This window comes from Candidatus Magnetominusculus dajiuhuensis (assembly GCF_046044395.1).
Lineage (GTDB): Bacteria > Nitrospirota > Thermodesulfovibrionia > Thermodesulfovibrionales > Magnetobacteriaceae > Magnetominusculus > Magnetominusculus dajiuhuensis.
The window spans coordinates 18,529-42,983 of record NZ_JBJUSG010000004.1; the positions used below are offsets into that span (position 1 = coordinate 18,529).

22 protein-coding genes are annotated in these 24,455 nt (G+C 47.9%); 15 read left to right on the forward strand and 7 right to left on the reverse strand.

The window, feature by feature from the left end:
• Positions 1 to 39 precede the first annotated feature (39 nt).
• The 6 genes from AB7D94_RS01095 to hemB all read left to right on the forward strand — a co-directional run bounded on the left by AB7D94_RS01095 (position 40) and on the right by hemB (position 5,336).
• Positions 40 to 393, forward strand: coding sequence for a nucleotide pyrophosphohydrolase (locus tag AB7D94_RS01095; RefSeq protein WP_420263801.1), 354 nt, complete (start codon positions 40 to 42; stop codon positions 391 to 393).
• Position 394: 1 nt separating this feature from the next.
• Positions 395 to 934: a macro domain-containing protein gene (locus AB7D94_RS01100; protein ID WP_420263802.1), complete on the forward strand. Its 540-nt coding sequence runs from the start codon at positions 395 to 397 to the stop codon at positions 932 to 934.
• Between the two features lie 1,295 nt (positions 935 to 2,229).
• Positions 2,230 to 2,889, forward strand: a complete 660-nt coding sequence (locus AB7D94_RS01105) for a response regulator (protein ID WP_420263803.1) — start codon at positions 2,230 to 2,232, stop codon at positions 2,887 to 2,889.
• A 384-nt stretch (positions 2,890 to 3,273) separates the two neighbouring features.
• On the forward strand, positions 3,274 to 3,903 hold the full coding sequence (lexA, locus tag AB7D94_RS01110; RefSeq protein ID WP_420263804.1) for a transcriptional repressor LexA: 630 nt from the start codon (positions 3,274 to 3,276) through the stop codon (positions 3,901 to 3,903).
• Positions 3,904 to 3,988: 85 nt separating this feature from the next.
• A complete protein-coding gene (locus tag AB7D94_RS01115; protein ID WP_420263805.1) occupies positions 3,989 to 4,207 on the forward strand; it encodes a hypothetical protein in 219 nt (72 codons plus the stop codon).
• Between the two features lie 157 nt (positions 4,208 to 4,364).
• A complete protein-coding gene (hemB, locus tag AB7D94_RS01120) occupies positions 4,365 to 5,336 on the forward strand; it encodes a porphobilinogen synthase (RefSeq protein WP_420263806.1) in 972 nt (323 codons plus the stop codon).
• A gap of 73 nt (positions 5,337 to 5,409) precedes the next feature.
• On the opposite strand, the gene AB7D94_RS01125 is transcribed toward hemB, so the two are convergent.
• Entirely contained in the window at positions 5,410 to 6,138 is a 729-nt protein-coding gene (locus AB7D94_RS01125) for a class I SAM-dependent methyltransferase (RefSeq protein ID WP_420263807.1), read from the reverse strand.
• Between the two features lie 250 nt (positions 6,139 to 6,388).
• Between AB7D94_RS01125 and AB7D94_RS01130 the strand changes: the two genes are divergently transcribed.
• The 9 genes from AB7D94_RS01130 to AB7D94_RS01170 all read left to right on the forward strand — a co-directional run bounded on the left by AB7D94_RS01130 (position 6,389) and on the right by AB7D94_RS01170 (position 18,120).
• A complete protein-coding gene (locus AB7D94_RS01130) occupies positions 6,389 to 7,033 on the forward strand; it encodes a CpsD/CapB family tyrosine-protein kinase (protein ID WP_420263808.1) in 645 nt (214 codons plus the stop codon).
• A complete protein-coding gene (locus tag AB7D94_RS01135) occupies positions 7,026 to 8,225 on the forward strand; it encodes a polysaccharide biosynthesis/export family protein (RefSeq protein WP_420263809.1) in 1,200 nt (399 codons plus the stop codon). The genes AB7D94_RS01130 and AB7D94_RS01135 overlap by 8 nt, the downstream gene beginning before the upstream one ends.
• Positions 8,226 to 8,238: 13 nt before the next feature.
• Complete coding sequence (locus AB7D94_RS01140) at positions 8,239 to 10,524, forward strand: SH3 domain-containing protein (protein ID WP_420263810.1); 2,286 nt, start codon at positions 8,239 to 8,241, stop codon at positions 10,522 to 10,524.
• Positions 10,525 to 10,536: 12 nt separating this feature from the next.
• Positions 10,537 to 12,237 carry a phosphoethanolamine transferase gene (locus AB7D94_RS01145; RefSeq protein ID WP_420263811.1) on the forward strand — a complete coding sequence of 567 codons (1,701 nt, stop codon included), beginning with the start codon at positions 10,537 to 10,539 and terminating at the stop codon, positions 12,235 to 12,237.
• A gap of 102 nt (positions 12,238 to 12,339) precedes the next feature.
• Positions 12,340 to 13,443, forward strand: a complete 1,104-nt coding sequence (locus AB7D94_RS01150; protein ID WP_420263812.1) for a sugar transferase — start codon at positions 12,340 to 12,342, stop codon at positions 13,441 to 13,443.
• Positions 13,440 to 14,837 carry an O-antigen ligase family protein gene (locus tag AB7D94_RS01155; protein WP_420263813.1) on the forward strand — a complete coding sequence of 466 codons (1,398 nt, stop codon included), beginning with the start codon at positions 13,440 to 13,442 and terminating at the stop codon, positions 14,835 to 14,837. The genes AB7D94_RS01150 and AB7D94_RS01155 overlap by 4 nt, the downstream gene beginning before the upstream one ends.
• Entirely contained in the window at positions 14,834 to 15,991 is a 1,158-nt protein-coding gene (locus AB7D94_RS01160; protein ID WP_420263814.1) for a glycosyltransferase, read from the forward strand. The genes AB7D94_RS01155 and AB7D94_RS01160 overlap by 4 nt, the downstream gene beginning before the upstream one ends.
• Positions 15,984 to 17,105, forward strand: coding sequence for a glycosyltransferase family 4 protein (locus AB7D94_RS01165; RefSeq protein WP_420263815.1), 1,122 nt, complete (start codon positions 15,984 to 15,986; stop codon positions 17,103 to 17,105). Before AB7D94_RS01160 ends, AB7D94_RS01165 begins: the two co-directional genes overlap by 8 nt.
• Position 17,106: 1 nt before the next feature.
• Entirely contained in the window at positions 17,107 to 18,120 is a 1,014-nt protein-coding gene (locus AB7D94_RS01170) for a hypothetical protein (RefSeq protein WP_420263816.1), read from the forward strand.
• Between the two features lie 49 nt (positions 18,121 to 18,169).
• Here AB7D94_RS01170 and AB7D94_RS01175 read toward each other — a convergent pair whose 3' ends face one another.
• From AB7D94_RS01175 to AB7D94_RS01200, 6 genes are read right to left on the reverse strand one after another with little or no spacing between them, the layout of a single operon-like run.
• Positions 18,170 to 19,465 (reverse strand): phenylacetate--CoA ligase family protein, encoded by a 1,296-nt coding sequence (locus AB7D94_RS01175; protein WP_420263818.1) that lies wholly within the window; start codon positions 19,463 to 19,465, stop codon positions 18,170 to 18,172.
• Positions 19,462 to 20,031 carry a beta-ketoacyl-[acyl-carrier-protein] synthase family protein gene (locus AB7D94_RS01180; RefSeq protein ID WP_420263819.1) on the reverse strand — a complete coding sequence of 190 codons (570 nt, stop codon included), beginning with the start codon at positions 20,029 to 20,031 and terminating at the stop codon, positions 19,462 to 19,464. The genes AB7D94_RS01175 and AB7D94_RS01180 overlap by 4 nt, the downstream gene beginning before the upstream one ends.
• On the reverse strand, positions 20,028 to 21,203 hold the full coding sequence (locus AB7D94_RS01185; protein WP_420263820.1) for a beta-ketoacyl-[acyl-carrier-protein] synthase family protein: 1,176 nt from the start codon (positions 21,201 to 21,203) through the stop codon (positions 20,028 to 20,030). Before AB7D94_RS01185 ends, AB7D94_RS01180 begins: the two co-directional genes overlap by 4 nt.
• Entirely contained in the window at positions 21,200 to 22,195 is a 996-nt protein-coding gene (locus tag AB7D94_RS01190) for a class I SAM-dependent methyltransferase (protein WP_420263821.1), read from the reverse strand. Before AB7D94_RS01190 ends, AB7D94_RS01185 begins: the two co-directional genes overlap by 4 nt.
• Before the next feature lie 15 nt (positions 22,196 to 22,210).
• Positions 22,211 to 23,236 carry a beta-ketoacyl synthase chain length factor gene (locus AB7D94_RS01195; protein ID WP_420263823.1) on the reverse strand — a complete coding sequence of 342 codons (1,026 nt, stop codon included), beginning with the start codon at positions 23,234 to 23,236 and terminating at the stop codon, positions 22,211 to 22,213.
• Entirely contained in the window at positions 23,233 to 24,423 is a 1,191-nt protein-coding gene (locus tag AB7D94_RS01200; protein WP_420263824.1) for a beta-ketoacyl-[acyl-carrier-protein] synthase family protein, read from the reverse strand. The genes AB7D94_RS01195 and AB7D94_RS01200 overlap by 4 nt, the downstream gene beginning before the upstream one ends.
• Positions 24,424 to 24,455: the final 32 nt, after the last annotated feature.

A 24,455-nucleotide genomic window follows, 5' to 3' on the forward strand; every position in this document is an offset into this window, starting at 1 on the left:
AGGATTGCTGCTTAAAGTTAAAAAAACGGGAGCGCTTAAATGACAATCGTGCAATTAACAGAGGCACTTGATGAGTTTGCGGGGGAGCGGGATTGGGGGCAGTTTCACAGCCCGAAAAATCTGGCAATGGCCCTCAGCGTTGAGGTGGCCGAGATAGTGGAGTTGTTTCAATGGGTCAAGGAAGGGGACAGCCACTGCCTCGCGCCAGAGAAACTTGCTGATTTACAAGATGAAATCGGGGACGTGATGATATATCTGACTAATCTGGCCCATAAATTTGACATAGACCCGCTTGAGGCGGCTGCTGTGAAACTGGAAAAAAACAAAAAGAAATACCCCGCCGACCTGGTAAAGGGCAAGTCGGCAAAATATACCGAATACGGAGGCGGCTAAGATGGAGCTGATAAGTGAAAAAACAGTTGGCACGGGGAAACTCCGCCTCGTCAAGGGCGATATCACTGAAAGGCCGGTTGACGCCATAGTAAACGCGGCAAACTCGCACCTGCAACATGGTGGTGGCGTGGCGGCGGCTATCGTAAGAAAGGGCGGCAGGATTATTCAGGATGAGAGTGACAAGGCCGGCTACACCCCCGTTGGGACAGTGGCTGTAACACAGGCGGGAAGGCTCCCCTGCAAGGCGGTCATACACGCCGTCGGGCCGCAAATGGGAGAGGGTGATGAGGACGAAAAACTAAAGAACGCCGTCGTTAATTCGCTTAAGGCAGCCTCCGAAAGAGGTTTTAATAGCGTCTCAATGCCTGCGGTAAGCTCCGGGATTTTTGGGTTTCCAAAGGACAGGTGTGCACGAATTTTAGTTGATGAGGGTAAGCGGTTTCTCAAAGAAAATCCTGACACAAGCGTAAAGATTATAGAATTCTGCATCTATGACAACCCCACACTTGAGCATTTTAAGAGGGAATTCGACGCTATATAATATCAAAACGGGGAAATCTGTGAATTCTCAACCCTTGAGCGAGACAATTCAGGCGACCTCTCATGCCTGATATTGTCCGCCGCAGGATACACACACCAGCCCTATTAAGGCAGGGTATACGTGCCAAATCTTATCGCTCCCAAGGCCCTGAAAGTAGCTGCCAAAGCAGACGATTCAAGAGGTGAGGCTATTTCCGAACCTTGGGCAATCCACTTAAGTAAAGCTTACTTTCCTGATTGTTGTCTCATCAGGCAAGTACCGAACTAATGACCTTTCCACTAAATCCGTCAAGCTGCGTCCCTCAATTATAGCCTGGGCCTTGGCCTGCTTAACAATATCAGGATTAAGAAAAAAGGTTGCCCTTTGTTTAGACTTGCTATTAGTTGTCATACTTACTATTATAGCACAACATGAAGTACTTGTCAAGCCTACAATTCAGAATTTCAGAATTTATTTCCCCGGCTATTCCCCATCCTCGTTTCCGGGTATTGGCATTGGTATCGAATTCATTGGAGCATCACTGACACAGAAAATGTTTATGGCAGATGAGGAGTTAGTCGCTTATATGATAACTCGGCTCTCAATGCCGCAGACCACGATGGAAGAAATGGATCTCAACAACCCTCAGGCAAGATAAATCGGGCGACCTCTCATGCTTGATATTGTCCTCCGCGGGATACACACCCTGGCCCGATGGAAGGAGGGTATACATGCCAAACCTTATCGCGCCCAAGGCCCTCATCGAAAATCGCTGCCGACGCAGACGACTAAAGAAGTGAGGCTATTTCCGAACCTTGGGCAATCAAGCTAATTAATATCTACTTTCCTGATTGTTGTCTCTTCAGGCAAGTACCGAACTAGTGCCTTTTCTACTAAGTCCGTCAAGCTGCGTCCCTCAATTATAGCCTGGGCCTTGGCCTGCTTAACAATATCAGGATTAAGAAAAAAGGTTGCCCTTTGCTTAGGCTTGCTATTAGTTGTCATACTTATTATTATAGCACAACATGAAGTACTTGTCAAGCCTAAAATCCAGATGTGAAAAAAATCCAGAATTCCAGAATTTATTTCCCCAGCTATTCCCCCATCCAGTTTCCGGGTATTGACATTGGTACCGAATTCATTGTAGTATCACTGACGCAGAAAATGTTTATGGCAGATGAGGAGTTAGTCGCTTATATGGTAAGCTGAATCTCAATGCCGTAGGCCATAATGTAAAAAACGGTAGTATCAATCGGACAGGGGTGCCGGATTTGACATCGTTTGCCCGGTTTATTACGACAAAGGAGGGCTGCACAATGAAAAAAATCCTCATTGCCGATGACAACGCCGAACTGAGAGAGAGTGTTGCCGAAGTCCTGGCAGAGGCGGGATACTACACAGAACTTGCCGCTAACGGTAAAGAAGCCGCCGTAAAGGCCGCAGAGACTGATTTCGATGTCGTGCTTTTAGATATGCTTATGCCAGTAATGAAAGGACCAGAGGCGCTTATAGAGATAAAAAAAACAAGGCCGTCTGCCAGGGTAATCGTAATGACGGCGTTTTCAACCATTGAGGATGCCGTTGAGGTAATAAAAAAAGGGGCGTCTGATTATATTGTAAAACCGTTTAAAATTGAACACCTGCTTACCATCGTGCGCCGTGAGATTGAAGAGTCGGGTTTTGAAAAAGATACCGTAAACATTGACCTTGACCGCGTACTTAACTGTCTGTCCAACCCCATAAGGCGCAATATAATTAAATTCCTTCACCGCAACAAAGAAATGCGTTTTATGGAACTAAACAGAGAACTCAAAATGGATGACCACACTAAACTCGTCTTTCATTTAAAGATACTCAAAGAGGCCGGTATCTCTACTCAGGATAAAAACAAGAACTATATGCTTACACATGAAGGGGTAAGGGTGTTTAATTGCCTTGCGCTTATTAGGAATTACCTCATGCCGCAGCCAGAATAGCCGCACGGCCTTTATGTGTGAATAATTGTTCACACATGTCAGTTATTGTAGAACAAGATTTATCTTGAATTCGGGTTTTTTGTTAATATATAGTAGATACAAGGACATGGTGATGAAGATAAATAATAACTATAGAGTGATATCAAGAAAGGGGGCAGTTTATTTTCTTCCTTCCCTAAAAAAGCGCCTATGTACATTTGTATGGTGGTTTGCCTTAGAAACTTCCTCCCCTGTTTCGTTAGGGGTGAGCCGCCACCCGTAAACTGCCCTCTCCCCCCCTATAAGAAGACGAAGAGGTCTGACCCATCCATGTGGATGAGTGAGACCTTTTGTTTTTCTTGAGGCAATTTGACAAAACACTGTCCTTATGTATACAATACAAATATGAAACGTACAGACAAGCAGACAAAGATGACTGCCAAGCAGTCCAAGGTGCTGGAATTCATTAAAGACCACTTGTCTCAAAAGGGCTATCCTCCCACTATAAGAGAGATTTGTAAGGGCTTCGGATTCTCAAGCCCCCTTTCGGCCAAGCAGCATGTGGACGCGCTGATACGCAAAGGCTACCTGAAAAAGGATGACGCAAAGCAGCGCGCCCTTGAAGTTACGGGAATGATAAGACCATCAAATACGGTGAGAGTACCTCTGGTTCGGCGGGTTAGGGCTGCTATTGCCTTAGAGGACATACAGGACTACATCACGCTTGACAAGGGGTTTTGGAAGATCGAATCCGGATTTGCCCTTGCCGTGTCTGGACAGGATATGCCAGAGGCCGGAATTAGGGATGGCGATATAGTGTTTGTTGATTCAGGCCATACGGTCAGAGACAACGACATAGCGGTTGTCGTTGTCGGCGATGAGGCGGCGGCGATAAAGAGGATTTATTATGAAGGAGACCATATCAGGCTTGTACCAGAAAATAAGGACATGCACCCGGTGCTGGCAAGTACCCCGGATGTGCGCGTATTAGGGCGTGTAATTGGCATGATGAGGAGATTTTCCGGCTGTTGTTAAATTAAATATATACTTGATAATAATAACAGTACAATGATATAATCACGTTCGTGTGGTTAAATAAATATTTTGTTAGGAGGCATCAATGAGTGAAGGGACGTCTTTGACTCAATCAGCCCAGTCAAGGTACAGGGAGCTATGCGATATGTTAGATCAAAAGAGGGGAGAGATAGAATCTCTACAGAAAGAATTCGAGGCGATTTCAGGATACCTGATAACTATGGGCGTTATTCCTAAAGAGGAGCCAGTTAAAAAGAGACGCGGCAGACGGCCAAAATCGGCGGTGGCAGACACATCCGGTTAAAATAAGTAAGGGTATTTATAACCTCAGAGATAGTCTTTTTGCCCGCCAATATCAGGGTGGGCGGTCAGGCTGATGTTGGGGTGTTTTGTCGCGAAAACAGTGCGGATGGGCGGGTTCACTTGTTTTTTTAGTTTGTGTTTAGCTATAATGTATCGTCATGTTTCCAGTGGTAAGGCCAAGACGCCTTAGATATAGTTCCGTTCTCAGAGAGATGGTAAGGGAGACCTCGCTATCTGTGGGTAGTTTTGTCTATCCCCTCTTTGTTACCTTTGGCACAAACACCAGGAGGCCAATACAATCCATGCCGGGCTGTTTTGCCGAATCGGTTGACGTGATTGCTGAATCTGCAAGGGATATATATGCGTTAGGAATTCCGGCGGTTATTCTCTTCGGTGTTCCACACCACAAGGACGAACAAGCCTCCGGTGCCTATGACCCCGACGGGGTTGTCCAATTGGCGGTTCAGGAAATCAAACACGCCGTGCCTGAGTTGTTTGTCATTACCGATGTGTGTCTGTGTGAGTACACAAGCCACGGCCACTGCGGTGTCTTAGAAAACGGGCAAATCCTCAATGACCCAACCCTTGAACTTCTTGCCCGCGCCGCCGTTTCACACGTCCGCGCTGGCGCCGATATGGTCGCCCCTTCTGATATGATGGACGGGCGCGTCATGGCAATCAGAACTGCTCTTGATTCCGAGGGATGCGCCTCCATACCAATTATGAGCTATGCCGTTAAGTACTCGTCAGCGTTCTACGGGCCGTTCAGAGAGGCCGCTGAATCCACTCCCACCTTCGGCGACAGGAAATCCCATCAGATGGACCCCGCCAACCGCCGTGAGGCACTAAAAGAAGCCGCCATTGACATAAATGAAGGGGCAGATATTCTTATGGTAAAACCCGCCCTCTCTTATCTTGATATAATATCGGACGTAAAACACGCATTCAACGTCCCCGTTGCCGCGTATAATGTCTCCGGCGAATACGCAATGGTTCACGCAGGTGCAAGGCTCGGCTGGATTGACTACGAAAAGGTTATGATGGAAATCCTGCTCTCAATTAAACGCGCCGGGGCGGATATAATTCTTACATACTTCGCCAAAGACGCCGCCAAAATCTTAAACGATTAAAAGATTAAAGGATCAAAGGATTAACGACGAAGGGGGGGTAACCCCCCCTTCACCCCGTATTTTTGCACACGTTTCATCCTTTTTGAAGCAAGATGGTAATGTAGCCCGCCTGTTTTTTGAGTGAGGGTATTTTTTCTAACAACACTCTCTCTATCGGCATCAGCCCCTCCAGTATGTGGCTAAAGATGCTGGTTTCAATGAATTCCGTGGTCGAAAAGTATTTTTTGAAAATAAGTATGTCGGAGGGGCGTAGAGGTACGTCTGTACCCTTGTACTCATCTATAATGTTGTGCTTAATATAGCGCAAGATATTGATAGCAATATTGGCCGTGTATGGTTCGCAGAAGGCCGCCTTACCGCCTGTCTTTAAAACTCTGGCGATTTCGGGGATTACCCGCTCAAGCGTCACATGGTGGAGGACGGCATTGCCAAATACAAAGTCAAAGTGGCCGTCATCAAAGGGGATTTCCTCCGCGTTGCCCGTAAATGGCCTGATATTGTCTATTGAATTTACCCTCATTCGCTCCCTAAGCACCCCTATGCTGGATTCTGAGATGTCAAAGGCGTCAACCGTCTTACAAACCTGCGCCAACAGGCATGTCGTCCATCCCGCCCCGCAGCCTATGTCAAGTAATGACGATTTCTTATCATGAAGATTGAAAAATTTAACAATCGGCCTCAGGTTAATGTGCGCTGTAAAAACCTCTTCGTATGACCTTTCTATTTTAAGGCCGCCAGCTTTCTTTAATAAGACACCGGCCTTCTTGTTCCACTTAAGCTCTTCTTCGTCGTATCTTCCCATATTGATTGTCTCCTGATTATCGGCTAATTATCTCCGAGTGAGCGTATCATAATTTGCGGCAACTGTCAATGGCTTGCCGTGAATTATTATCCCCCCGTGTCAGATTTCTGACACGGGGGGGGGGGCAGGGCGGATTAATGGCAGGCGACCTGCTTGTTGTTTGGCGTGTTTGCTTGATCTTATGGCGTTGGCATAATAATTGCAAGTGGATTACAAAAGGTTTGTAGTAATATTTGAGGAGGTATGGGGTATGGCTGATTACAAGAGGCTGATAAGCGGCAATAAACGGGAGTTGTTAAATTTCAAAGGTAATCTCTTGAGCACTGCTACGGGTAAGACCGTGAAGTCAATAATGGTGACAAGCGCCATGAACGGAGAGGGCAAGACAACAGCGGCTTTAAGCCTGGCTTATACGCTGGCAGTCAACGCCAAGGATAATGTTTATTTAGCAGACGGTTCGTGGAATTCTCCCAAGATGGATAAGATATTTAATATGGGGGAGGTGAAGGGGATATCAGATTATTTTCGTGGAGAGGTAGCTCTGGACACGATAGTGAGGCAGACTCAGACTGAAAATCTTTCCGTAATTCCATTCGGTAAAAAGACCACCAATTCTATGGAGATACTGAAGCCGGCGATGCTCAAAGAGAAGATTGATGAGTTGAGAAGTAAGTGCGATTATGTTATTTTTGACTCCGCCTCCATCATGGGCTCAGCAGATATCGCCGTACTGTCCACATTCTTTGATGGCGTGATTATGGTCGTAGAGTGTGAAAAGACAAAATGGCAGGTAGTGGATTTGGCTAAAAGTAAATTGGAATCCGCTGGTGCGAATATCATCGGAGCCGTCTTAAATAAAAGAAAATTTTACATCCCGAGGTGGCTATATGGATAGAAGTTATATTAATAGGATGAGTTCAGTTTTAAAGCGGTGTATAAACAGGCGGCTTATAAGCAGTCTGTTTGTTTGTGTTTCTATAATAATGCTGGCAGTTGGCTGCGCTTCTGTAGAGCCGCAGGGAACCACTCAGGAAGGCAGCGTTAATTTTACAAACGCTGGCTACAACAATGCGGCAAACGACAACTTTACTGGTTTTAACACCTCGTATGATGTCTTCCCGGAATATCGCATAATGCCCGGAGATATCCTGGAGGTCTTCTATAAGGTAGATACCAGTAAGATACAGGATTTCACGATTGAGGTTGACTACACTGTGTCGGTCAAGTTCATCAATGCCCCGGAGCTGAACGAAACACAGACAGTACGCCCCGACGGCACCATCACGCTGCCATATATCGGGAATCTTTATGTCTTGGGGAAAACGCCGGATGCCCTTACCGCCGAGCTTAAACAGTTCTATGCTAAGATACTGAAATACCCTGATTTGTACGTCTTAGTGCCGGATTTCAGGTCAACCCTGAAAGAATTCAAGGCCGATTTGCACACCGCCCCGCGTGGATTGAGCAGGCTCGTTACGGTCAGGCCGGACGGGATTGTTACGTTTCCCATTGTTGGCGATATGTTTGCGGCCAAAAGGTCGCTTAAGGAACTTAATGACACACTCAACGGCATGTACGAAAAGGTAATTCCTGGACTTCATGTGAATCTGTTTTTGGAGAAACAGTCGGGCTTTCTGGTTTACGTATTTGGCGAAGTCAAAAAACCCGGCGCGTTTCCTATCATCAAGCCGATTAGCGTGTTAGAGGCGCTTGCCCTCTCGGAGAGCTTCCTGCCTTCGGCCAAGACGGGCAGTATCGTTGTGTTGAGAAAGACAAAAGAAAAGGTCATTGCTACGAAGGTTGCCCTTTCTGATTTGGTAACCACGGCAAACAGGACGGGCGTCATGATGCTTAATCCCGATGACATCGTGTATGTCCCAAGGAGAATTCTCTCCAATATGGCTGACGTGGCGAGGGACATATCTGATATAACGTTCTTCAGGGGCTGGGCGCTTGGCGGCAGTTTCAGTTGGAATATGTATAACGCGCCAACATCATCCGGTACGCCGGCAAGTACGACCAGTACATCAACTGCAACTACGAACTCTATTACTGGCCAAACAACTACGACTACGGTAACTAAATAAGGAGGATATAAAGATGAGAGCTGAAAGTATGGTAGAAGATTACAAACGAGCGCTGCTGACTACGTTTTTTGTCCAGAAGCGGATAATATACTTCGCAACTGCCGTGATATTTCTCTCCGCAGTGCTGGTGTCCTTTCTGTGGCCTAAGACCTATGCGGCCTATGGCTCGATACTGGTAAAGGGAAAGAAGTCGGACAAAAGCCCCAATGCCTTAGAAAAAGAGGAAATACGTCCAAATCCGGTCACTAAAGAAGACCTGAACTCGGAATCCGAGATTCTCGTCTCCCCGGACGTCATAAGGGGCACGATTGCGAAGATGAGAGAGAAGAATCAGTACAAGGATTCTCACTCTATCTTGTCCTCTGTGGTTGCCATGCTCAAAAGCGCCAAGGGCACGGGGAAAGAAAAAGCCATAGAGGAAAGTGAGATATACAAGATTAAGAAGAGCGTAACTACGGAGATCATCCCAGCTACCAATGTTATTAAAATAACATTGAATGATAATGACCCCAAATACGCGGTCTTGTTATTGAACTCGCTGATGGAGCAATTTTTGGCATACCGCTCGGAGATTTACAATCCAGAGGCAGCCAGGACGTTTTTCATTGATCAGGTAACCGATTCAAGGAAAAGTATAGAAGGTAAGGAAGACCAGCTTCTGGACTTGTCCAAAGAAGGCCTCGGTGTGATGCCTGTCAAAGAAATAGAGAACAATCTTAGTCTGAAGAAGGACCTTGAGCAGGACCTCCACTACCTTAAGCAGAATGCGATGGAGAAAAAGCGCATGATCGAATACATAGATAATGCGCTGAAGAGTAAGGAAATAAATTACTTTTCATTCATCGAAGGCAACGAGGCCATCACGAATTTGAGCAAAAACCTTCAGGAGCTTGTTGCCGATGGTGGGCCGATTGTAACCAGATACAACAAGGACACCGAAAAGGTTAACCTCTTTAACGAGCAGGTCAACAACATGTATAACTCGTTAAAAAGAGAAGTACAGGGTTATGTGAACAATATAAAGAGACAGCTTGAGACTATTAACGATAAAATTGACTCCGTCGAGAGGCGTATTGACAAAATTCAGGCTGAGGACGTCAAGCTGGAAAAGACGCTGATAGACGCGGAACGCCTGAAGAGGGATATAGAAATATACAAAGTATCCTATGATACCTTTTCTAAACGCAAGGAGGAATCCTCAGTATCGTCCGCCGCCGCGTCGGGTAACTTCCTGATAAGCATCATGGGTAAGGCCTTCCCATCAAGCGGCCCGATATTCCCCATCCCCGGCCTGTTAATCCCCATAGGGCTTATAGCGGGCGCTATGACGGGCATGAGCCTCGGTTTCCTGAAAGAGTACATGGACCAAACGTTCAAAAGCCCGGAGGATGTCGTCAAATACGCGCAGATTCCGGTGCTTGTATTCATACCATTCATGCCGGATACCGTTAACGCTCAGTCAGGCAAGGGCACATCTGCATCGGCGCTCTCTGCCAATGCCAATGCGTCAAAAGTCCCTTTCGATCAAACGATATCTGATATGTTTACAACGCTGAAATCAAACATCAGGGTATTTACCTCATGGGTTTCCTCGTCCAGGACGGTTTATGTGCGTGCGATAGTCCTGCTTTGTTTGATTGTGACGGTTATAGGATGTCAAGTGGCAAGAGCGTATAGTTCAGAGATTAAACGTATGGCCGCTTCCGCTGACGCAGAGATTAGCAATCTGACGGCCTCAGCCAGCGCAGAGATTAGCAATCTGACGGCCATCGCGGCTGCAAAGGTTAGTACTCTGATGGCGTCCGCAATTAACCGCTTACCTATTAACATATCAATATCAATAGTGCCACCAAGTTCTTCGCCGGTAGCCCAAAATGTCAACTCCGCGCAGACACAGGTTATGCAACCAGCGGCAGCCCCTGTGGTAGCCCCGGCGGCATCTGCCCCTGTTGTAACTGCCATGCCGCAGGAAGCCGCTAACACAGCCACCAGGACATCCGCCGCGTCCTCAAGCCCATTACCGGAGGCCGAAAAGGTCAGCGACGCACAGGTGCCGGGCAGCCCCGTGGTCGTCTCACACGAGGTGCTGCCTTCGGTAGAGGTTAAGTTTGATGTTGCTAATTTACGTTCCGTGCCGTCACCGCGCGCTAATGTGGTAGCCTACCCTAAAAAAGGTGATATAATGACCGTCCTTAATGGGGACAAGAGGGGCTGGCTCAGGGTGAAAACCACTGACGGCACAGAAGGCTGGATTTCAGAGCTGGCCGTAGGCGCTAAGACTGAGACGGCAGGGTTGTAAAGGTCTAAGACTGTGAAAGGTACGAACTTCAGAAAGAATATATATTTGGCGATAGCCATGCTTATCGTGTTCTCGCCAAATATATACTACAGTATAATCAGCCAGGAGATAGTCTCTCCGTCGCGAAAGATTGCGTTTATTGTCTTTTCCATAGGGCTGCACCTGATACCGGTTGTGTTATTTGCAAGAAGGATAAAATGGTTTCTCGCGCTGTTCATTCCCTTTGCGGTGCTGTCGCCCTTAGATATGTTTTTTATCTACCTGTACAAATACCCGCCGACAAACAGCGCGCTGCGCGATGTGCTTGAGACCAATACAAGCGAAGCGGCGGAGTTTATTCAGGGCTTTCGCGTACCGGCGGCGCTTACGCTGGCGGCAGTCGTAGTCTTTGCCGCCGTCTTTATCTATTGCCTGAAGAGAATGAACAGCGCCGTCAACACAAAGGGGGCGGCTGCCCTGTCCCTTATATTTATAGCCGTTACCCTGGCCACTTTTTTTACCCAACAGCACGGTGACGAAAATAAATATGTTGCGAAGGCAGAGGTCTTTGAGACACGCATTGGAAAGGCATATCCCATTGGCGTCATAACCCATTTGACGAGGTTTTATCTTGAGAGGCGGCAGCTCGCCAAACATAGAATGGCCGTTGAAAACTTTCAGTATAAGCTTAAGAGACCACAGGATATGTCAGAAAGGGAGATATTTATCCTGATTATAGGTGAGGCCTCAAGGGCGGGTAATTATTCTATAAATGGATATTCCAGAACTACCACACCCAATTTAAGCGCTACAAGTAATCTCATCAGTTTTCCAAACGTGTGCGCACCGGCTACCGTTACCAGAATGTCGCTTCCTGTGATGTTAACCGGTACCAGTCCGGCAGATTACTCAAGCGCGTATGAAAAGCCCGGAGTAATAACCTTCTTTAAAAAAGCCGGCTTTGAGACGCACTGGATTTCCAATCAAATAGAGATGGGCATCTATGATAAGTCAGTAAAAAGCGTCTTTACAGAGGAGGCCGACGACGTAACCGTCCTAAACAGCGCCAAAGGAGACGTCAGGGACAACAACATAAAATACGACGAACAGATTATCCCGCCGCTTAAGAAATTTATTGCCGAAAGCAAGTCAAATAAATTGTTCTTTGTCCTGCACACCATCGGCAACCACTACAGGTATGATTACAGATACCCCAATGAATTCGATGTCTTTAAGCCGTCAATGAAGGGCAGGGACGACATCAGGATTAACGACGCCTTTGTCAGGGATTTAAAGATAAACAGTTACGATAACTCAGTCCTGTATGTTGACAGGTTTATCTCTGACGTTATCAAGTATATTGCGTCGTTAGATGTACCGGCGGCAATTGTCTTTCAGGCTGACCATGGAGAGGATATTTTTGACGACGGGGGGAGTCTGTTTGGCCATGGAAATAAGGTAGTAACCAAATATGTCGCCCATATCCCGCTTATCGTATGGGTGTCTGACGCGTACATGAATAGTCACCCCGACAAAACCGCCGCTTTATCGTCAAATAAAGACGCGAAGCTCGGCAACGGCTTTCTCTTTCACTCCCTGCTGGATATGGCCGATATTTCATATGAAGACAGTGATTTGACAAAAAGTGTGTTTAGTGGTAAACTGAAATTGAACGCCAGAGGGATAATTAATCCTTCGTTTAAGGTGGTTGACTGTGATAAGCTACTCAATTGACGCCGCTCAACTGATGTTGCTCAACTGGTATGGAGATGGATATGGACACTGGCACTTATAATTCTATGGTTATTAAACACAGTTGACTAAGGGGGTTTAGCTATGGCGTTCAGGTTTAATATAACAACCGGTTACAAGGCATTTTCCCATACTTTTAGCCTCATTTTCGACATTACCCTTGCGGCATTGCTTTTAGTCTTAGCCTCGCCTTTTTTTATTGTTATATCAATTGCCATAAAGATGACAGACGGGGGTCCGATTTTTTATCGTGGCGAGCGTCTCGGTAAAAATAAGGAGATATACACGATGTACAAGTTCCGGTCATTAGTGCCTGACGCCGAGCGCATAATAGGCGCCGAGCTGCTTACGTCTCAGCGCGATATAGTAACCAAAGTCGGGAGATTTTTGCGGGAGACAAGGCTGGATGAACTCCCCCAACTATTTAACATCTTACAGGGCAACATGACATTTATAGGCCCAAGGCCTGAGCGCGCGGCGATATATGAGAAATTCTGCAAAGACATAAAGGGTTATGACAGGAGGTTCATTGTTAAGCCCGGGCTGATTGGCTATTCGCAGTTGTTCACTCCTCACAACTCATCAAAGAGGCTGCGCACCCTTGTTGACAATATGTATATTGCAAAAAGGCAGAATGTCTTAGTTGACTATGTCCTGGTGTTTTATACCGCGTTTCTGTCTGTAAAATACGCGGTGGTGAAGATTGTCCCCATTATCTGGAGGAAGGTGGTATTGCGCGCCATAGGACGCGACACCGAGGACAAGAGATATCTCGACAGGGTTTATCTTGAAAACGGCAAGGTTTATTATGGCCATAAAGCCAAATTGGCGCAGGAGGATGCGTCGGTAAATAATAAAGAGGCCTATGCAGACAACAAAATGAAAAGGATTTATTTTGGCTATGACGGGCAATTAACTAACGAGGGGTTGTTGGTAAACATAAACGAGGACGCTTTTTTAATCTTTACGGACAATAAGATGAGCCGCGATGAGACGTATTTTTATAAACTCGAAATATTCTCAAAAAAGAAGAAGACTGCCCTTTGTGACGGCGTGATATTTAAGGAATACCCATCAGGCGATAAACAGTTCAAAAATGCCTACGTAATTAACTACACCCCCGCCTCTCCACTAAACGCATATACGATACACCAGTACTTTTTACAAAAGAGTGTGGCCCAGATTTGAGGGAACTTGTTGCCGCGTTAACGAACCGCCCTCTGGAGAAGGCCCTGTATCTGGGGATATTCCTTGCGATAGCAATAGCCATGACCACGCCATATTATTATCTGGCAATAGTGCCTGCGTTGCTGATAATTTTTCTGGCGATATCGTATAAATATCCCTCGTATGGTTACTACGCGATTATCTTTCTTATCCCATTTGGCGCGTACAGGAGCGTATCTGAGACGAGTTCTCTGAGAATACACTGGGTATTGGCGCTCATTCTCACTTTATATATGCTTTTTAAGACATTTTACCAGCGGCATATGCCGCCGGAGGTGAAATCAAGGATATGGCCATCTGTGGCGCTTCTTTTTGTTGTGGACTTAATATCGGCGATGTTTTCTCCATATCCTGCAACGGCGTTTCACGATGTAGGCCTTTTTGCCGCTGGCGGGATGTTTATACTTATAAGCATGTATTTTATAGACAAGGACGCGTTGTTTAAGTACCTTCCTGCTGTTGTGGTGTATAGTGTCTCATTGAGTTCGCTCTTTGGGGTTGTCGGGTATCTTTTTAACGTATCTTTTTTTGCGGAGAATATAGAGGCTGGCCAGTTTAAGAGGAGTCTCGGAGGCAGTACCGACCCAAATAACTACGTGCTTATGATTGCCTTTGCCTTGCCGCTTCTCGTAACAATGTTTGATAAAGCAAAGAGGCCGACGTTGAAGGCATTTTACCTGGGATTGGTTGTTATAAACGTCATGGGGGTTATATTTTCGTTTTCCAGAGGCGGGGCAATCATAACTACGCTGATATTGTTTATTATGTTTTTCAAGTACATAAAGAAGATGAACGTGCAGCTTATGTTTGTACAGTTGTTCGCGGTAGCCCTTGCTGTTGTCCTTATTATAGGGGTGCTGCCGAAGTCATATACTGAGCATTTCAAAAATATAATCAACCCGCAGGCCGACACATCCATAGGCAGACGTGCCACGTATCTTACAGTTGGGATAGATTCATTTTTTAAGCACCCCATTCTTGGGACAGGGCTGGGTACATTCAGGGACATCTATAGCGAATCAGATTATGCCCGCAAGTTTGAGAAGGAAGGTTGGACAAACAGACGTTACGCGCACAATACATACCTTGAATATCTGGTTGGAACCGGAATTATAGGCTTCTTACTTTTCGCAGCGATTCTATGGCTGACACTGAGGAATTACATTGCCGCAAGGAGAAATTTTCAAATTAACGGGGACACAGAAAGCGCTTCATACGCCGAAATATATCTGTTTTCATTTGTAATCCTGATGATATATTTATTTATTTACAGCGATCCATTCCATAAATACCTTCTCTTTTCGATAGGGGCTTCGCAGGCCGCGTACAGGTTATCTCTGCCGGGGAAGAAGTGATTACGTGGATTTTCGCGCTTTCGATATTCGCAATTGCTTCATTTTTTTTTCTTAATCCGGCACTCGCATACCTTGCTTATCTTATAAAGCCCGTAAAGGAGCGCGTAATCAAGCCATACCGTGCCACCGTATCACTGATAATAGTCGTCCACAACGGAGACAAGATAATCGGGGCAAAATTAGAGAATTCACATTCGCTTGATTATGGCACTGATGATTATGAAATTATTGTGGTGTCCGATGGTTCTTATGACAAGACTGATGAGATAATCAAAGGGGACAAGGATGAGCATATACGCTTTATAAGACTGGACGAGCAGCTTGGAAAATACGCCGGAGTAAACGCGGGGGCGGAGGCGGCAAAAGGCGAAATATTAGTCTTTACAGACGCGGACGCCATCATATCTAAAGACGCCATCCCCGCACTTCTGCGCAACTTTTCCAGCCCCGATATAGGTGGTGTGTCCGGGCGGCGTGTCATTGGCGACAGTGGAAACCTAAAAGACGCCCAGCGCTACTATGTTGATTTTGACACCGCTATCAAACGGCTGGAGAGCCTTACGGGGAGCGTCTCATCAAATGACGGCAAACTATACGCAATCAGAAAATCGCTTTATCAAACCATTCCCCCCTCAGTTACAGACGACCTGTTTATCAACCTTGCCATTGTAAGCCAGGGCTACAGATTCGTCTATGAACACGGTGCCATGGCCTTAATAAACACACCTTCAAGAAATCATGAGCACGAAATCATTCGGCGAAAAAGGATAGTCACGACAAGCCTCAGGGGGATCGCTATCCACAAAGAGCTATTAAACCCGTTTAGATTTGGCATGTACTCTATAAATCTTTTTGTCAATAAAATCATACGGCGCCTACTGCCGGTATTTTTAATCACCCTGTTTATAAGCTCCCTCCTCCTATCCCAACTGAACACATACTACGCAATATTTTTCGGTCTGCAGGGAGCGTTTTACGCCTCCAATGTTGTTTATCTTCTGGTGTTGTCGCGAATCAGGAAGATAAAGCTGATTACGCGTTTATTTTCAGTCGCGTTTTATTTTACGTTAGGGAATTATGGTACATTATTAGGCGTGATAGATTTTTTAAGAGGCAAAGAGGTAGTTAAATGGGTACCAATAAAAAATGACTGACAACCCAAAGCCCGCCCCCCCTGCCATATTAATAATCGCGCTATCAATGCGCTTTGGTGGTGCGGAGGTACGGATTATTGAGACGGCGGAGCTTCTTCAAGGCAGATGCAAATACGGTGTCGTAACACTGGCTAACACCCCGCTTCAGCAAAAACTTCAGGAACGAAGTCTGAACACATTTCCTCTTTCGATGAGCAAGGCAAGTCCGCGTGTCCTTTTGAGTATTTACCATATAATAAGGGCGGGGGGATTTAACGTTGTTGACGCCCACAATCCACAGTCACAGTTTTGGGGACTTTTAGCGGCCGTTTTTGCCCGCGCGCCGCTTAAGATATGCACAGTCCACAGCAGCTATGGGCATACTGAAACAGGCCTTAGAAAATTACTATATGAGCTGGTTTTAAAGTTGAACATGTTTTTCGATGTTGCCTTTGTGTCTGTGTCGGAGGCTGTTAGTGTTTATCTCTCTGCCCTCGGGGCAAAGCAACACAGGATAACACTGACGCGCAACGGGATAGCGATGCCAGAGATTGACCCACTCAGACATAGGCATCGGGCTACCTTTGGCCTGGCGGAGGACGATTTTGTTATAATCAGCGTGGGACGGCTTGAGCCGGTAAAGGGCCATATCTATCTGATAGAGGCCGTTAGTGAGTTACGTAGGGCAGGTAAGACAGTGAAATGTTTGATAGTAGGAGAAGGCCGCGAGCTTGACACTTTGACGAAGCGTATCTCAGCACTAGACGTATCGGGCGAAGTGACCCTTGTTGGGTTTCGCACTGATGTTGAGGCGTTGCTTCCTATGGCGGATGTTTTTTGTATGCCGTCACTGTCTGAGGGGTTACCGTATGCGCTTTTGGAGGCATGTGCCTGTGAGTTGCCGATTGTGGCGTCAGAAGTTGGCGGCATAGCGCATCTTCTAAAAAATGGGGAGACGGCGATTTTGGTGCCGCCTTCGAATGTCCCTGAGCTTGTGGAGGGGATAAGGTATGTTATGGACAATCCTCGTGAGAGTAAGGCGATGGGCGAGGCCGGGTACGCGCTCGTTAAAAATGAATTTTCAATAGAAACCATGCGCGACCTGATGTTAGGTGTGTATGGCTTGAGGGGGTAAAATGACAAGGAAACTTATATTTACACTACTAATATTACTGTTAACCCAGTGCATGGCATTTGCGTTAGACCCTGGCAGCCTGCCGGGGGATTGGAGGCCGTTTTCAGATGAGTCACCGTGGAATAAGCCGATACCTGCTGACGCTAAAACCCATCCCAATTCTGAGCTGATAATGAAGACCCTTGAGGCCGAGGCCAAAAACATACGCCTGGCGAAGATATTTGCTATTCCCGTATGGGTTGTTGACTCAAAAAAGACCCCGCTGACGAAGGTCAGGAGCACGAAGATATTTGACACATGGGATAAGAACCAGGCCGGCGTAAGCGATGTGGCAATCCCTGTGACAAAGGAGATGTGGGGGGAGCCGACAGATGACGGCCATATCTGCATAGTTGACCCGGCGGCGGGCACTTCGTGGGAGATGTCTGTTTACAGATGGAGAAAAGACGATGACACACCTAAATGCACAACCTTTAATATCTGGGACCTGAAAGGTTCCGGCGTTGCAAATCCTAAGGGCAGTAAAAGATGGTTTCTTATAGGCGGACGTGGTGCGGGATTTCCACTGATTGCGGGGCTTATACGCCCTGAGGAGGTCAGGCATGGTGAAATAAGACACGCAATGGTCTTCACGTTTCCCAAAAACAGGAAACCGGAGACGGGAGACGCGATATTCATCTCGCCGGCTGCCAGAAGTGATGGTGCGGTTAAGGGTGAGCAATATCCGATAGAGGGTATGAGATTTCAGCTTAACCCAGCCCTTACAGAGAAGGATTTCGACGGCTGGGGTTTAAATCGCGAAGGAAAGATTTTGGCAAAAGCCTTGCAAAAATATGGGATGTACCTGGGGGACAACGGCGGGGCGATGGCGGTTCAGGCACAGCTTCTTGCCCCGGACTCCGATGATAACCAAAAGAAGTGGGACGATTTATTGCCGGGTTTTTATAAGAGTGTTGCAAAAATACCAACGAATCAGTTTCGGGTGATATATACCGGAGAGCCTGTGGTCAAATAGCTTGCGAAAATAGGGGTGCAGGGGGGTTACCTCCCTGCGTCGTTAATCTTTATTTAGTTGCCTTACGCACATCTTTAAAAACAACGGCCTTACGTGCCCCTCCTTCATATAACCGTTTATTAATATCCTCCGGGCTTTCTATTTGCAACTCCGGGGTGACGCGGGCCTTCGCGCGCAGATTCTCTATGATGCCGTCGCGAAACGCCTTATCTGCTCTGAACGAGCCGACTCTGAGGATAATCCTGTCCGACTGATTCTCCCCCGTGGCCGCCTCTATCTGGTAATTCACTACATCTTTCAGCTTACAGATAGCGTTTTCTATTGTCTTAGGATACAAGGTGACGCCCTTTATTTTAAGTCTTTGCATTTTCCTGCCGATAATCGGCCCTATGCGAAGGGAGTTTCGGCCACACTTGCAAGGCTCGGTTATCTTAAACGTTATATCCCCGGTCTTGTACCTTATTAGCGGCATTCCTTCGATTTGCAGGGTTGTCAGGACAAGTTCTCCTGTCTCACCGTCGTTGCGCGGCACACCCGCCTCATCAACCACCTCGGCAATGACGAGGTCTGGATGGCTGTGTAGCCCCTCCTTTTGGCCGCATTCGCAAAACGACACCTGTCCTTCGGTTATGCCGTATGTGGAGTAACATATGTCGCCGAAGGCCTCTTCCACAAGTTCCCCAAGGGCATTTGATCTTAATGATGTATCCCTTATACTCTCCCCAATGAGCACGGCCTTTTTAATATTCAAATCCTTTGGATCAATCTTCAACTCATTGGCGGCGCGCGCCATGTGAAGCATAAAAGACGGTACGGCCACAATGGCCGATGGCCGCAGTTTCTCTATCAGGTCGAATTGTCTGATAGTATTCTGAGGGCCTACTCTGGCAACCGCCGCCCCCAGCCTTATAAGCCCCCTATAGTAGGCGGCACCGGCTATGAACAAGTTGTCTCCGGTTACGGCAATGTGAAACAGGTCTCCTTCTTTTGCGCCAGTATATGTGAAACTTCGCTGCTCGTTATAGGCAAGCCTATCAATGTCGCCTTCGGTCATTGCTATGAACTGGGGTTGCCCTGTTGTGCCTGTGGTTGAGACAATCTCTCTTAAAGAAACTCGTTGCACTGCCAAAAAGTCCCAGTTATGCCGCTGAAGGTCCTCTCTGGTTGTAAACGGCAGCTCATCAACCCCCTTTATTTCGTTGGGGGCGATATTATTTTGCCTGAATATGTCTTTATAATATTGGCTCTTTATGCTTACATACCCTATCAACTCAGCAAGGAGCCTGTCCTGAACATTTTTTATATCAGCGGGGGATGAGAAATCTATGGAATCAAAAAATCTCATAGTCGGCAATACACCGTTGCCCCTCGGTCCTTTGCATTTTGAGCATTTTCGAGGACAAAAAACCCGGCCTCATAGACATTGTTCCCCTTTCTGAGCACGCCCCCTGACACCGCTGTCTTTGTATATCCATTTCTTATACACACCGCGGCGTATTTTATCACATCTTCAAAAGAATAGTTAACAGGCATCAACACGCACTCTCCGCGAATATCAAACACAATAGTAATCTGGGCAGAAAACGCGTTTGGCGAGGTAAAGGGAAACATCAGCGGACTTGCGCCGTATATACCGTCGCCAAGCACGCCCCTAAAGAAATCATCCTTTACGTCCTCGACCGAGTCATCAATCCCCATGAAGAGGCCAATGTCGTCTCTTCCTGATGGAAAGGCTATCCCTGCGTTGTCCAGAGCAAAGCTCACAGCCGTGACGGCACACTTTTCTATGTCATGGATAAACCTCGTCTTGCCCGCGCGCTGCCTGATTGAATTAAGAGTCTCTTCAATAATACTATGGCCATCTGAATAAGAATATCCCATTCCGGTCACAACTATTTCCATCGTTTTCATATTTGGGGTGGCCTTCCGAAAATCACGGCGGCATTTTGCCCGCCAAAACCCGCTGAGAGGGACATTGCCGCCCCGACTGGCGTTGCCTTTGCGGTGTTTGGCACATAGTTGAGGTCACACTGCGGGTCGGGGTAGCGATAGTTTATCGTCGGGGGGATTACTCCCGTATTTATCGCCATCAGGGCGCAGAGAGCCTCAATCACCCCTGAGGCGCCGAAGGCGTGCCCAAGCATTGATTTCGTTGAGGACACATATGTTGTATAAGCCGCCTCTCCAAGAGCCAACTTTATCGCCTTAGTCTCCATCAAATCATTATACACAGTTGCCGTGCCGTGGGCATTAATATAATTTATATCATATTGGCGCAGGCCGCTTTGTGATAAGGCAGCCGTAATGGCGCTGGCAAGCCCCCTGCCTTCCCTGTGCGGCGCGGTCAGATGGGAGGCGTCCGCCCGTGAGGCGTAACCAAGTACGCGCCCATAGCACTTCGCGCCACGTGCCAACGCATGTCTTTCTGCTTCAATGACTAAAAAGGCCGCCCCTTCGCCGAGAGCCAGCCCGGTTCTTTTTTTATCAAACGGCCGCACCTTGTCCTCTGTGAGCGCCTGAAGGAGGTTAAACCCCGCAAGGGCAAAATCACTAAGCACATCAATGCCTCCCGCAATAACCACCTCAGCCTCTCCCGTTGCTATACTCCTTGCGGCTATCCCGACGGCGTCTGTGCCGGAGGCACAGGCAGTTGATATGGCACTGAGGCGGCCTCCAATTGCAAAGCGCTGTCCCAGGTACCTAACGGGATATGACAGAGAGGCCTCAGCAGTCCTGTTTTGAATATTGCCGTCTATGAGCTGCCTTTCGCGGCTGAGGACATTTCCCAGTATGCTGCCTATAACCATGTCAGCGCCCTGAAGTTCCTCAGCGCTCAATCTGGAATCCACGATGGCCATCTTCAGCGCCGCCTCGGCTATATAAAAAAACTTATCCTCGGGCTGAAGGTCTTGCTCTGTTTCAATAGCCGCCGTAAGCCATTTTTTCTTTTCATTAAGCAGTGGAGGTGCCTGAAGTTTAATAGAGTCTTCACCTCTGGTAAGTGCGCCCCAAAACGCGTCTATAGTATCGAATGGCCTAAGCGGCGCAACCAGTCCCATTGCCGTCACCCATACGCCTGTCATGGTTTAGCCGCCATCCACAGACACTCATTAAGCGTTACCGCGTTGATGTCAAATCCAATCTGCTCAAAAAGCAGTCTCGTCTCTCCTGCTGAATAAAACCCCTGCCAGCCCTCGCACACGCTCTCGGCAAAGTCATGGCACAAGGCCGCCATTCGATATAACTTATCAGCACCGCACTGTGAGTCAGGGTAGCCGCGTGTTATTACACCCATCAGGCCGTCCCGCGCTAAAACCCTATATACATCCTCATAAACAAATCTCCTGAGACCCCCTGCAATATATGGATCGGCGCAGGAAAATACGGCAGCGTCAAAATAGCCGTCTTCAAAGGGCAGCGGGTGGCCAAACCCGCCCCATTTATCCGAATGTACCCACTGTACGGCGTCAGGCTTCAATAGTTTAGCCCTTGCCGTCTCGTAGAAAGCGCCGTTGTAATCTACGGCGGTAATCTTCACGTCCTCTGAGCATCTTTGTAAGTGGTATATATCATAACCAGGCCCATAGCATAGCACAAGTGCCCTGTGTATGGCACGTTGGCCCAGTTTATTGGCCAAAACGCCGCGCGCGTACTCAAATTCGGGATTGCCGAGAAACTCATCCCATATACCCACACACCCACCGTTAAAATCATAAAGCGGCTTGCCACCCCTGAGATATTCCCCCGCATAGTCTATACACCTGCCAAAAAAATTATATTCACCTTCAAAGCCGTCCAGTGAGCCGTGTGCCGGTTCACAATTAACGCCATCGGCGATATAATTACCCCCCCGCCTGTTGCCGCACTCTGAAAGAAAATCCAGCGCAACGGCAATCATCCTTCGCCTGTTGCCGTCTTTCAGGGTATAGCCGTGAGAGTTTTCAAGAAATTCCACGATCCTTTCAAACTCATCACATAGCCGTTGCCCGGACAACGCCGGGTCAATCCCCTCATCAACTATGAAGTCCAAAAGACGGCGATTTAACGCCGTATGAAACATTGCCCATGATTCCATCAACAATTTATCTTTTTAAGATTCGCTCACTCTGGATAAAATAACGGCCGCTGCGTCTCCATCTTCCTCAGCCGCGTATATAATAACATGATTGATTTCAGAATGTTTGGCGTATTTTTTAAGTCCCGCGGCAAATAATGGATTCACAGGACAACCACCGCCACAGGCTATAGCCGCTAAAATTATATTCCACATAGTGGAGACGCAAAAGGCATAACCCAGGCAATCAAAAAAACCCAACGTGGGGATGTCCCTAAAAAGTGGGGTAGTTTTATAATCTGAAACGGCCACGCCTATGTCTGCCGCCGCAAGGCCGGCCATTGAAAGCGCACCGTCTATTGCCCTTTGAAGCGCCAGTTGAGGGCTGTCCGGGATTGTACAAGCGGCATACCCCGATATCGAACACAACTTAACAGGATTAATTGGCCTTTGCTCGTCCACCGGTTCAATTAACACAGCACCGGCACCCTCAGAAAACACCCGTGCCGCCTTAGGGTTGAATCGGGAGTAACAAAACGAGGACAACTCATTACGTTCCTCGGCACAAACCACAATAGCCCGCCGTGCCCTCCCTGTCTCTATAAGCGTTGCAGCGAGCATGAGTGCCTTAACGGCAACTGACTGGCCGCCTATAATGGAATGCACCGGGCCGCGAATATTAAATATTATTGAGGCATTTCCAGCCGGGGCGTTGAGCACGGACTCAGAAAAGAGTGTGGGGCTTGCCGTGTCTTTTGCCTCGGCCACGAGGGTGTGATGGAAGCCGGTGCTGAAATTAAGCGCGCCGTTTGTGACGCCGGAAATTAAGGCACAATCACCAAAGTCGCTGACCCCGCGGTCTCTTAACACCTCTTCTACGGCAGTAACGGCATATGAGGTGATAGCGGCGCTTCGGCGTATTTTCCTTAACACTGCCACGGCGGCCTCGCTGATAGGGTTGGCAGCAACGCGGTGCCCCAATGCGGCCGCCTCAGCAAGGGTTGATACGCCAACGCCAGCCGGGCTTATGGCACCAACTCCGGTAACCGCCAGCCTTGTCATCTGTACTCCCCGAATATCAGCGCCGCGTTTGAGCCGCCAAACCCAAACGAATTGGACAGTACCGCCCTGATTTTGGCCTCCCGGCCAACCGTAACGATGTTTAGATTGCAGTCGGGGTCAGGCGTTACATAGTTTATATTCGGAGGAAGCCAGTCTTCAACTAACGCCATGATGCTGAGGATGGCCTCCACCGCCCCTGCCGCCCCCAACAGATGCCCTATCATGGGTTTTATTGAGCTTACGGGAATATCCACACCGCTGTTATTACCAGAAGAAAATACCTTTGTTATTGCGCGCGCCTCCATTAAATCGTTGTATTTTGTTGCTGTGCCGTGGGCGTTGATATAGCCTATATCGGGGAAGGCGGCCTCCTTCAACGCCATCGCCATCGCGTTTGCGGCGCCTTTGCCGTCGGGGTCGGGGCTTGTCATGTGGTAGGCGTCAGAGGCAGCCCCGTAGCCGGTTATCTCGCAATACACCCTCGCGTTACGCCTCATGGCATGTCCCAGCTCCTCAATGACCAATATGCCGACGCCTTCGCCAAGAACCAGCCCTGTCCTGTTTTTGTCAAATGGCCGACAAATCTCCGGCGTAACGGCCATGAGGGAATTAAATCCCGCGAATGTGAACTCAGTCATAGTGTCGTAACCTCCGGCAATGGCCACATCGTACCGTCCTGAGGCGATAAGGCCAAAGGCATGGCCGATAGCATTGGCCGATGAGGCACAGGCATCAGAAAATACGGTGTAATCCCCCGTAAGTGCAAACTCTTTGAAGAGATTTACCGCCTGATAATGGGCGAGGTAGTCAAGTGTCTTTGAAATCCTTGCCCTTGATATGCCTTTTTCTATTACCTCGCGATGGAATGCCTCGCCGCTTAACATCCCGCCAAGGGTAGTTCCCAGTGACAAGAAGACATCAATGCCCGGCCTTGTGAGACCCGCAACCCCAAGTGCCTCACGCACCGCGCAAATAAGCAGGTGCGAGGCCCTGTCAAGTCTGCCAGCCCTCAAACGTGAGACCGGCGTGCTGGTGCCACCTCTTATCTCAGCGCCAAGTCTGCCCCTGTATGGACTGGCGTCAAACGTGGTTATCTCCCCGACAGAGGACTCACCGGCCTTGATTTTCTCCCAATTAGCCTCAACGCCGACGCCGTGGGAGGTTATTATCCCCATGCCGGTTACCACAGCTCGTTTTCTCAGGATCCCCCCACCGATAC

Excerpts from the sequence above, each read along its gene's own strand:
- AB7D94_RS01170 (WP_420263816.1), top strand. The coding sequence starts at position 17,107 with ATGACAAGGAAACTTATATTTACACTACTAATATTACTGTTAACCCAG.
- AB7D94_RS01100 (WP_420263802.1), top strand. The coding sequence starts at position 395 with ATGGAGCTGATAAGTGAAAAAACAGTTGGCACGGGGAAACTCCGCCTC.
- AB7D94_RS01165 (WP_420263815.1), top strand. The coding sequence starts at position 15,984 with ATGACTGACAACCCAAAGCCCGCCCCCCCTGCCATATTAATAATCGCG.
- AB7D94_RS01150 (WP_420263812.1), top strand. The coding sequence starts at position 12,340 with ATGGCGTTCAGGTTTAATATAACAACCGGTTACAAGGCATTTTCCCAT.
- AB7D94_RS01195 (WP_420263823.1), bottom strand. The coding sequence starts at position 23,236 with ATGACAAGGCTGGCGGTTACCGGAGTTGGTGCCATAAGCCCGGCTGGC.
- AB7D94_RS01125 (WP_420263807.1), bottom strand. The coding sequence starts at position 6,138 with ATGGGAAGATACGACGAAGAAGAGCTTAAGTGGAACAAGAAGGCCGGT.
- AB7D94_RS01130 (WP_420263808.1), top strand. The coding sequence starts at position 6,389 with ATGGCTGATTACAAGAGGCTGATAAGCGGCAATAAACGGGAGTTGTTA.
- AB7D94_RS01180 (WP_420263819.1), bottom strand. The coding sequence starts at position 20,031 with ATGAAAACGATGGAAATAGTTGTGACCGGAATGGGATATTCTTATTCA.
- AB7D94_RS01115 (WP_420263805.1), top strand. The coding sequence starts at position 3,989 with ATGAGTGAAGGGACGTCTTTGACTCAATCAGCCCAGTCAAGGTACAGG.
- hemB (WP_420263806.1), top strand. The coding sequence starts at position 4,365 with ATGTTTCCAGTGGTAAGGCCAAGACGCCTTAGATATAGTTCCGTTCTC.
- AB7D94_RS01175 (WP_420263818.1), bottom strand. The coding sequence starts at position 19,465 with ATGAGATTTTTTGATTCCATAGATTTCTCATCCCCCGCTGATATAAAA.
- AB7D94_RS01185 (WP_420263820.1), bottom strand. The coding sequence starts at position 21,203 with ATGACAGGCGTATGGGTGACGGCAATGGGACTGGTTGCGCCGCTTAGG.
- AB7D94_RS01140 (WP_420263810.1), top strand. The coding sequence starts at position 8,239 with ATGAGAGCTGAAAGTATGGTAGAAGATTACAAACGAGCGCTGCTGACT.
- AB7D94_RS01190 (WP_420263821.1), bottom strand. The coding sequence starts at position 22,195 with ATGGAATCATGGGCAATGTTTCATACGGCGTTAAATCGCCGTCTTTTG.
- AB7D94_RS01105 (WP_420263803.1), top strand. The coding sequence starts at position 2,230 with ATGAAAAAAATCCTCATTGCCGATGACAACGCCGAACTGAGAGAGAGT.
- lexA (WP_420263804.1), top strand. The coding sequence starts at position 3,274 with ATGAAACGTACAGACAAGCAGACAAAGATGACTGCCAAGCAGTCCAAG.
- AB7D94_RS01135 (WP_420263809.1), top strand. The coding sequence starts at position 7,026 with ATGGATAGAAGTTATATTAATAGGATGAGTTCAGTTTTAAAGCGGTGT.
- AB7D94_RS01095 (WP_420263801.1), top strand. The coding sequence starts at position 40 with ATGACAATCGTGCAATTAACAGAGGCACTTGATGAGTTTGCGGGGGAG.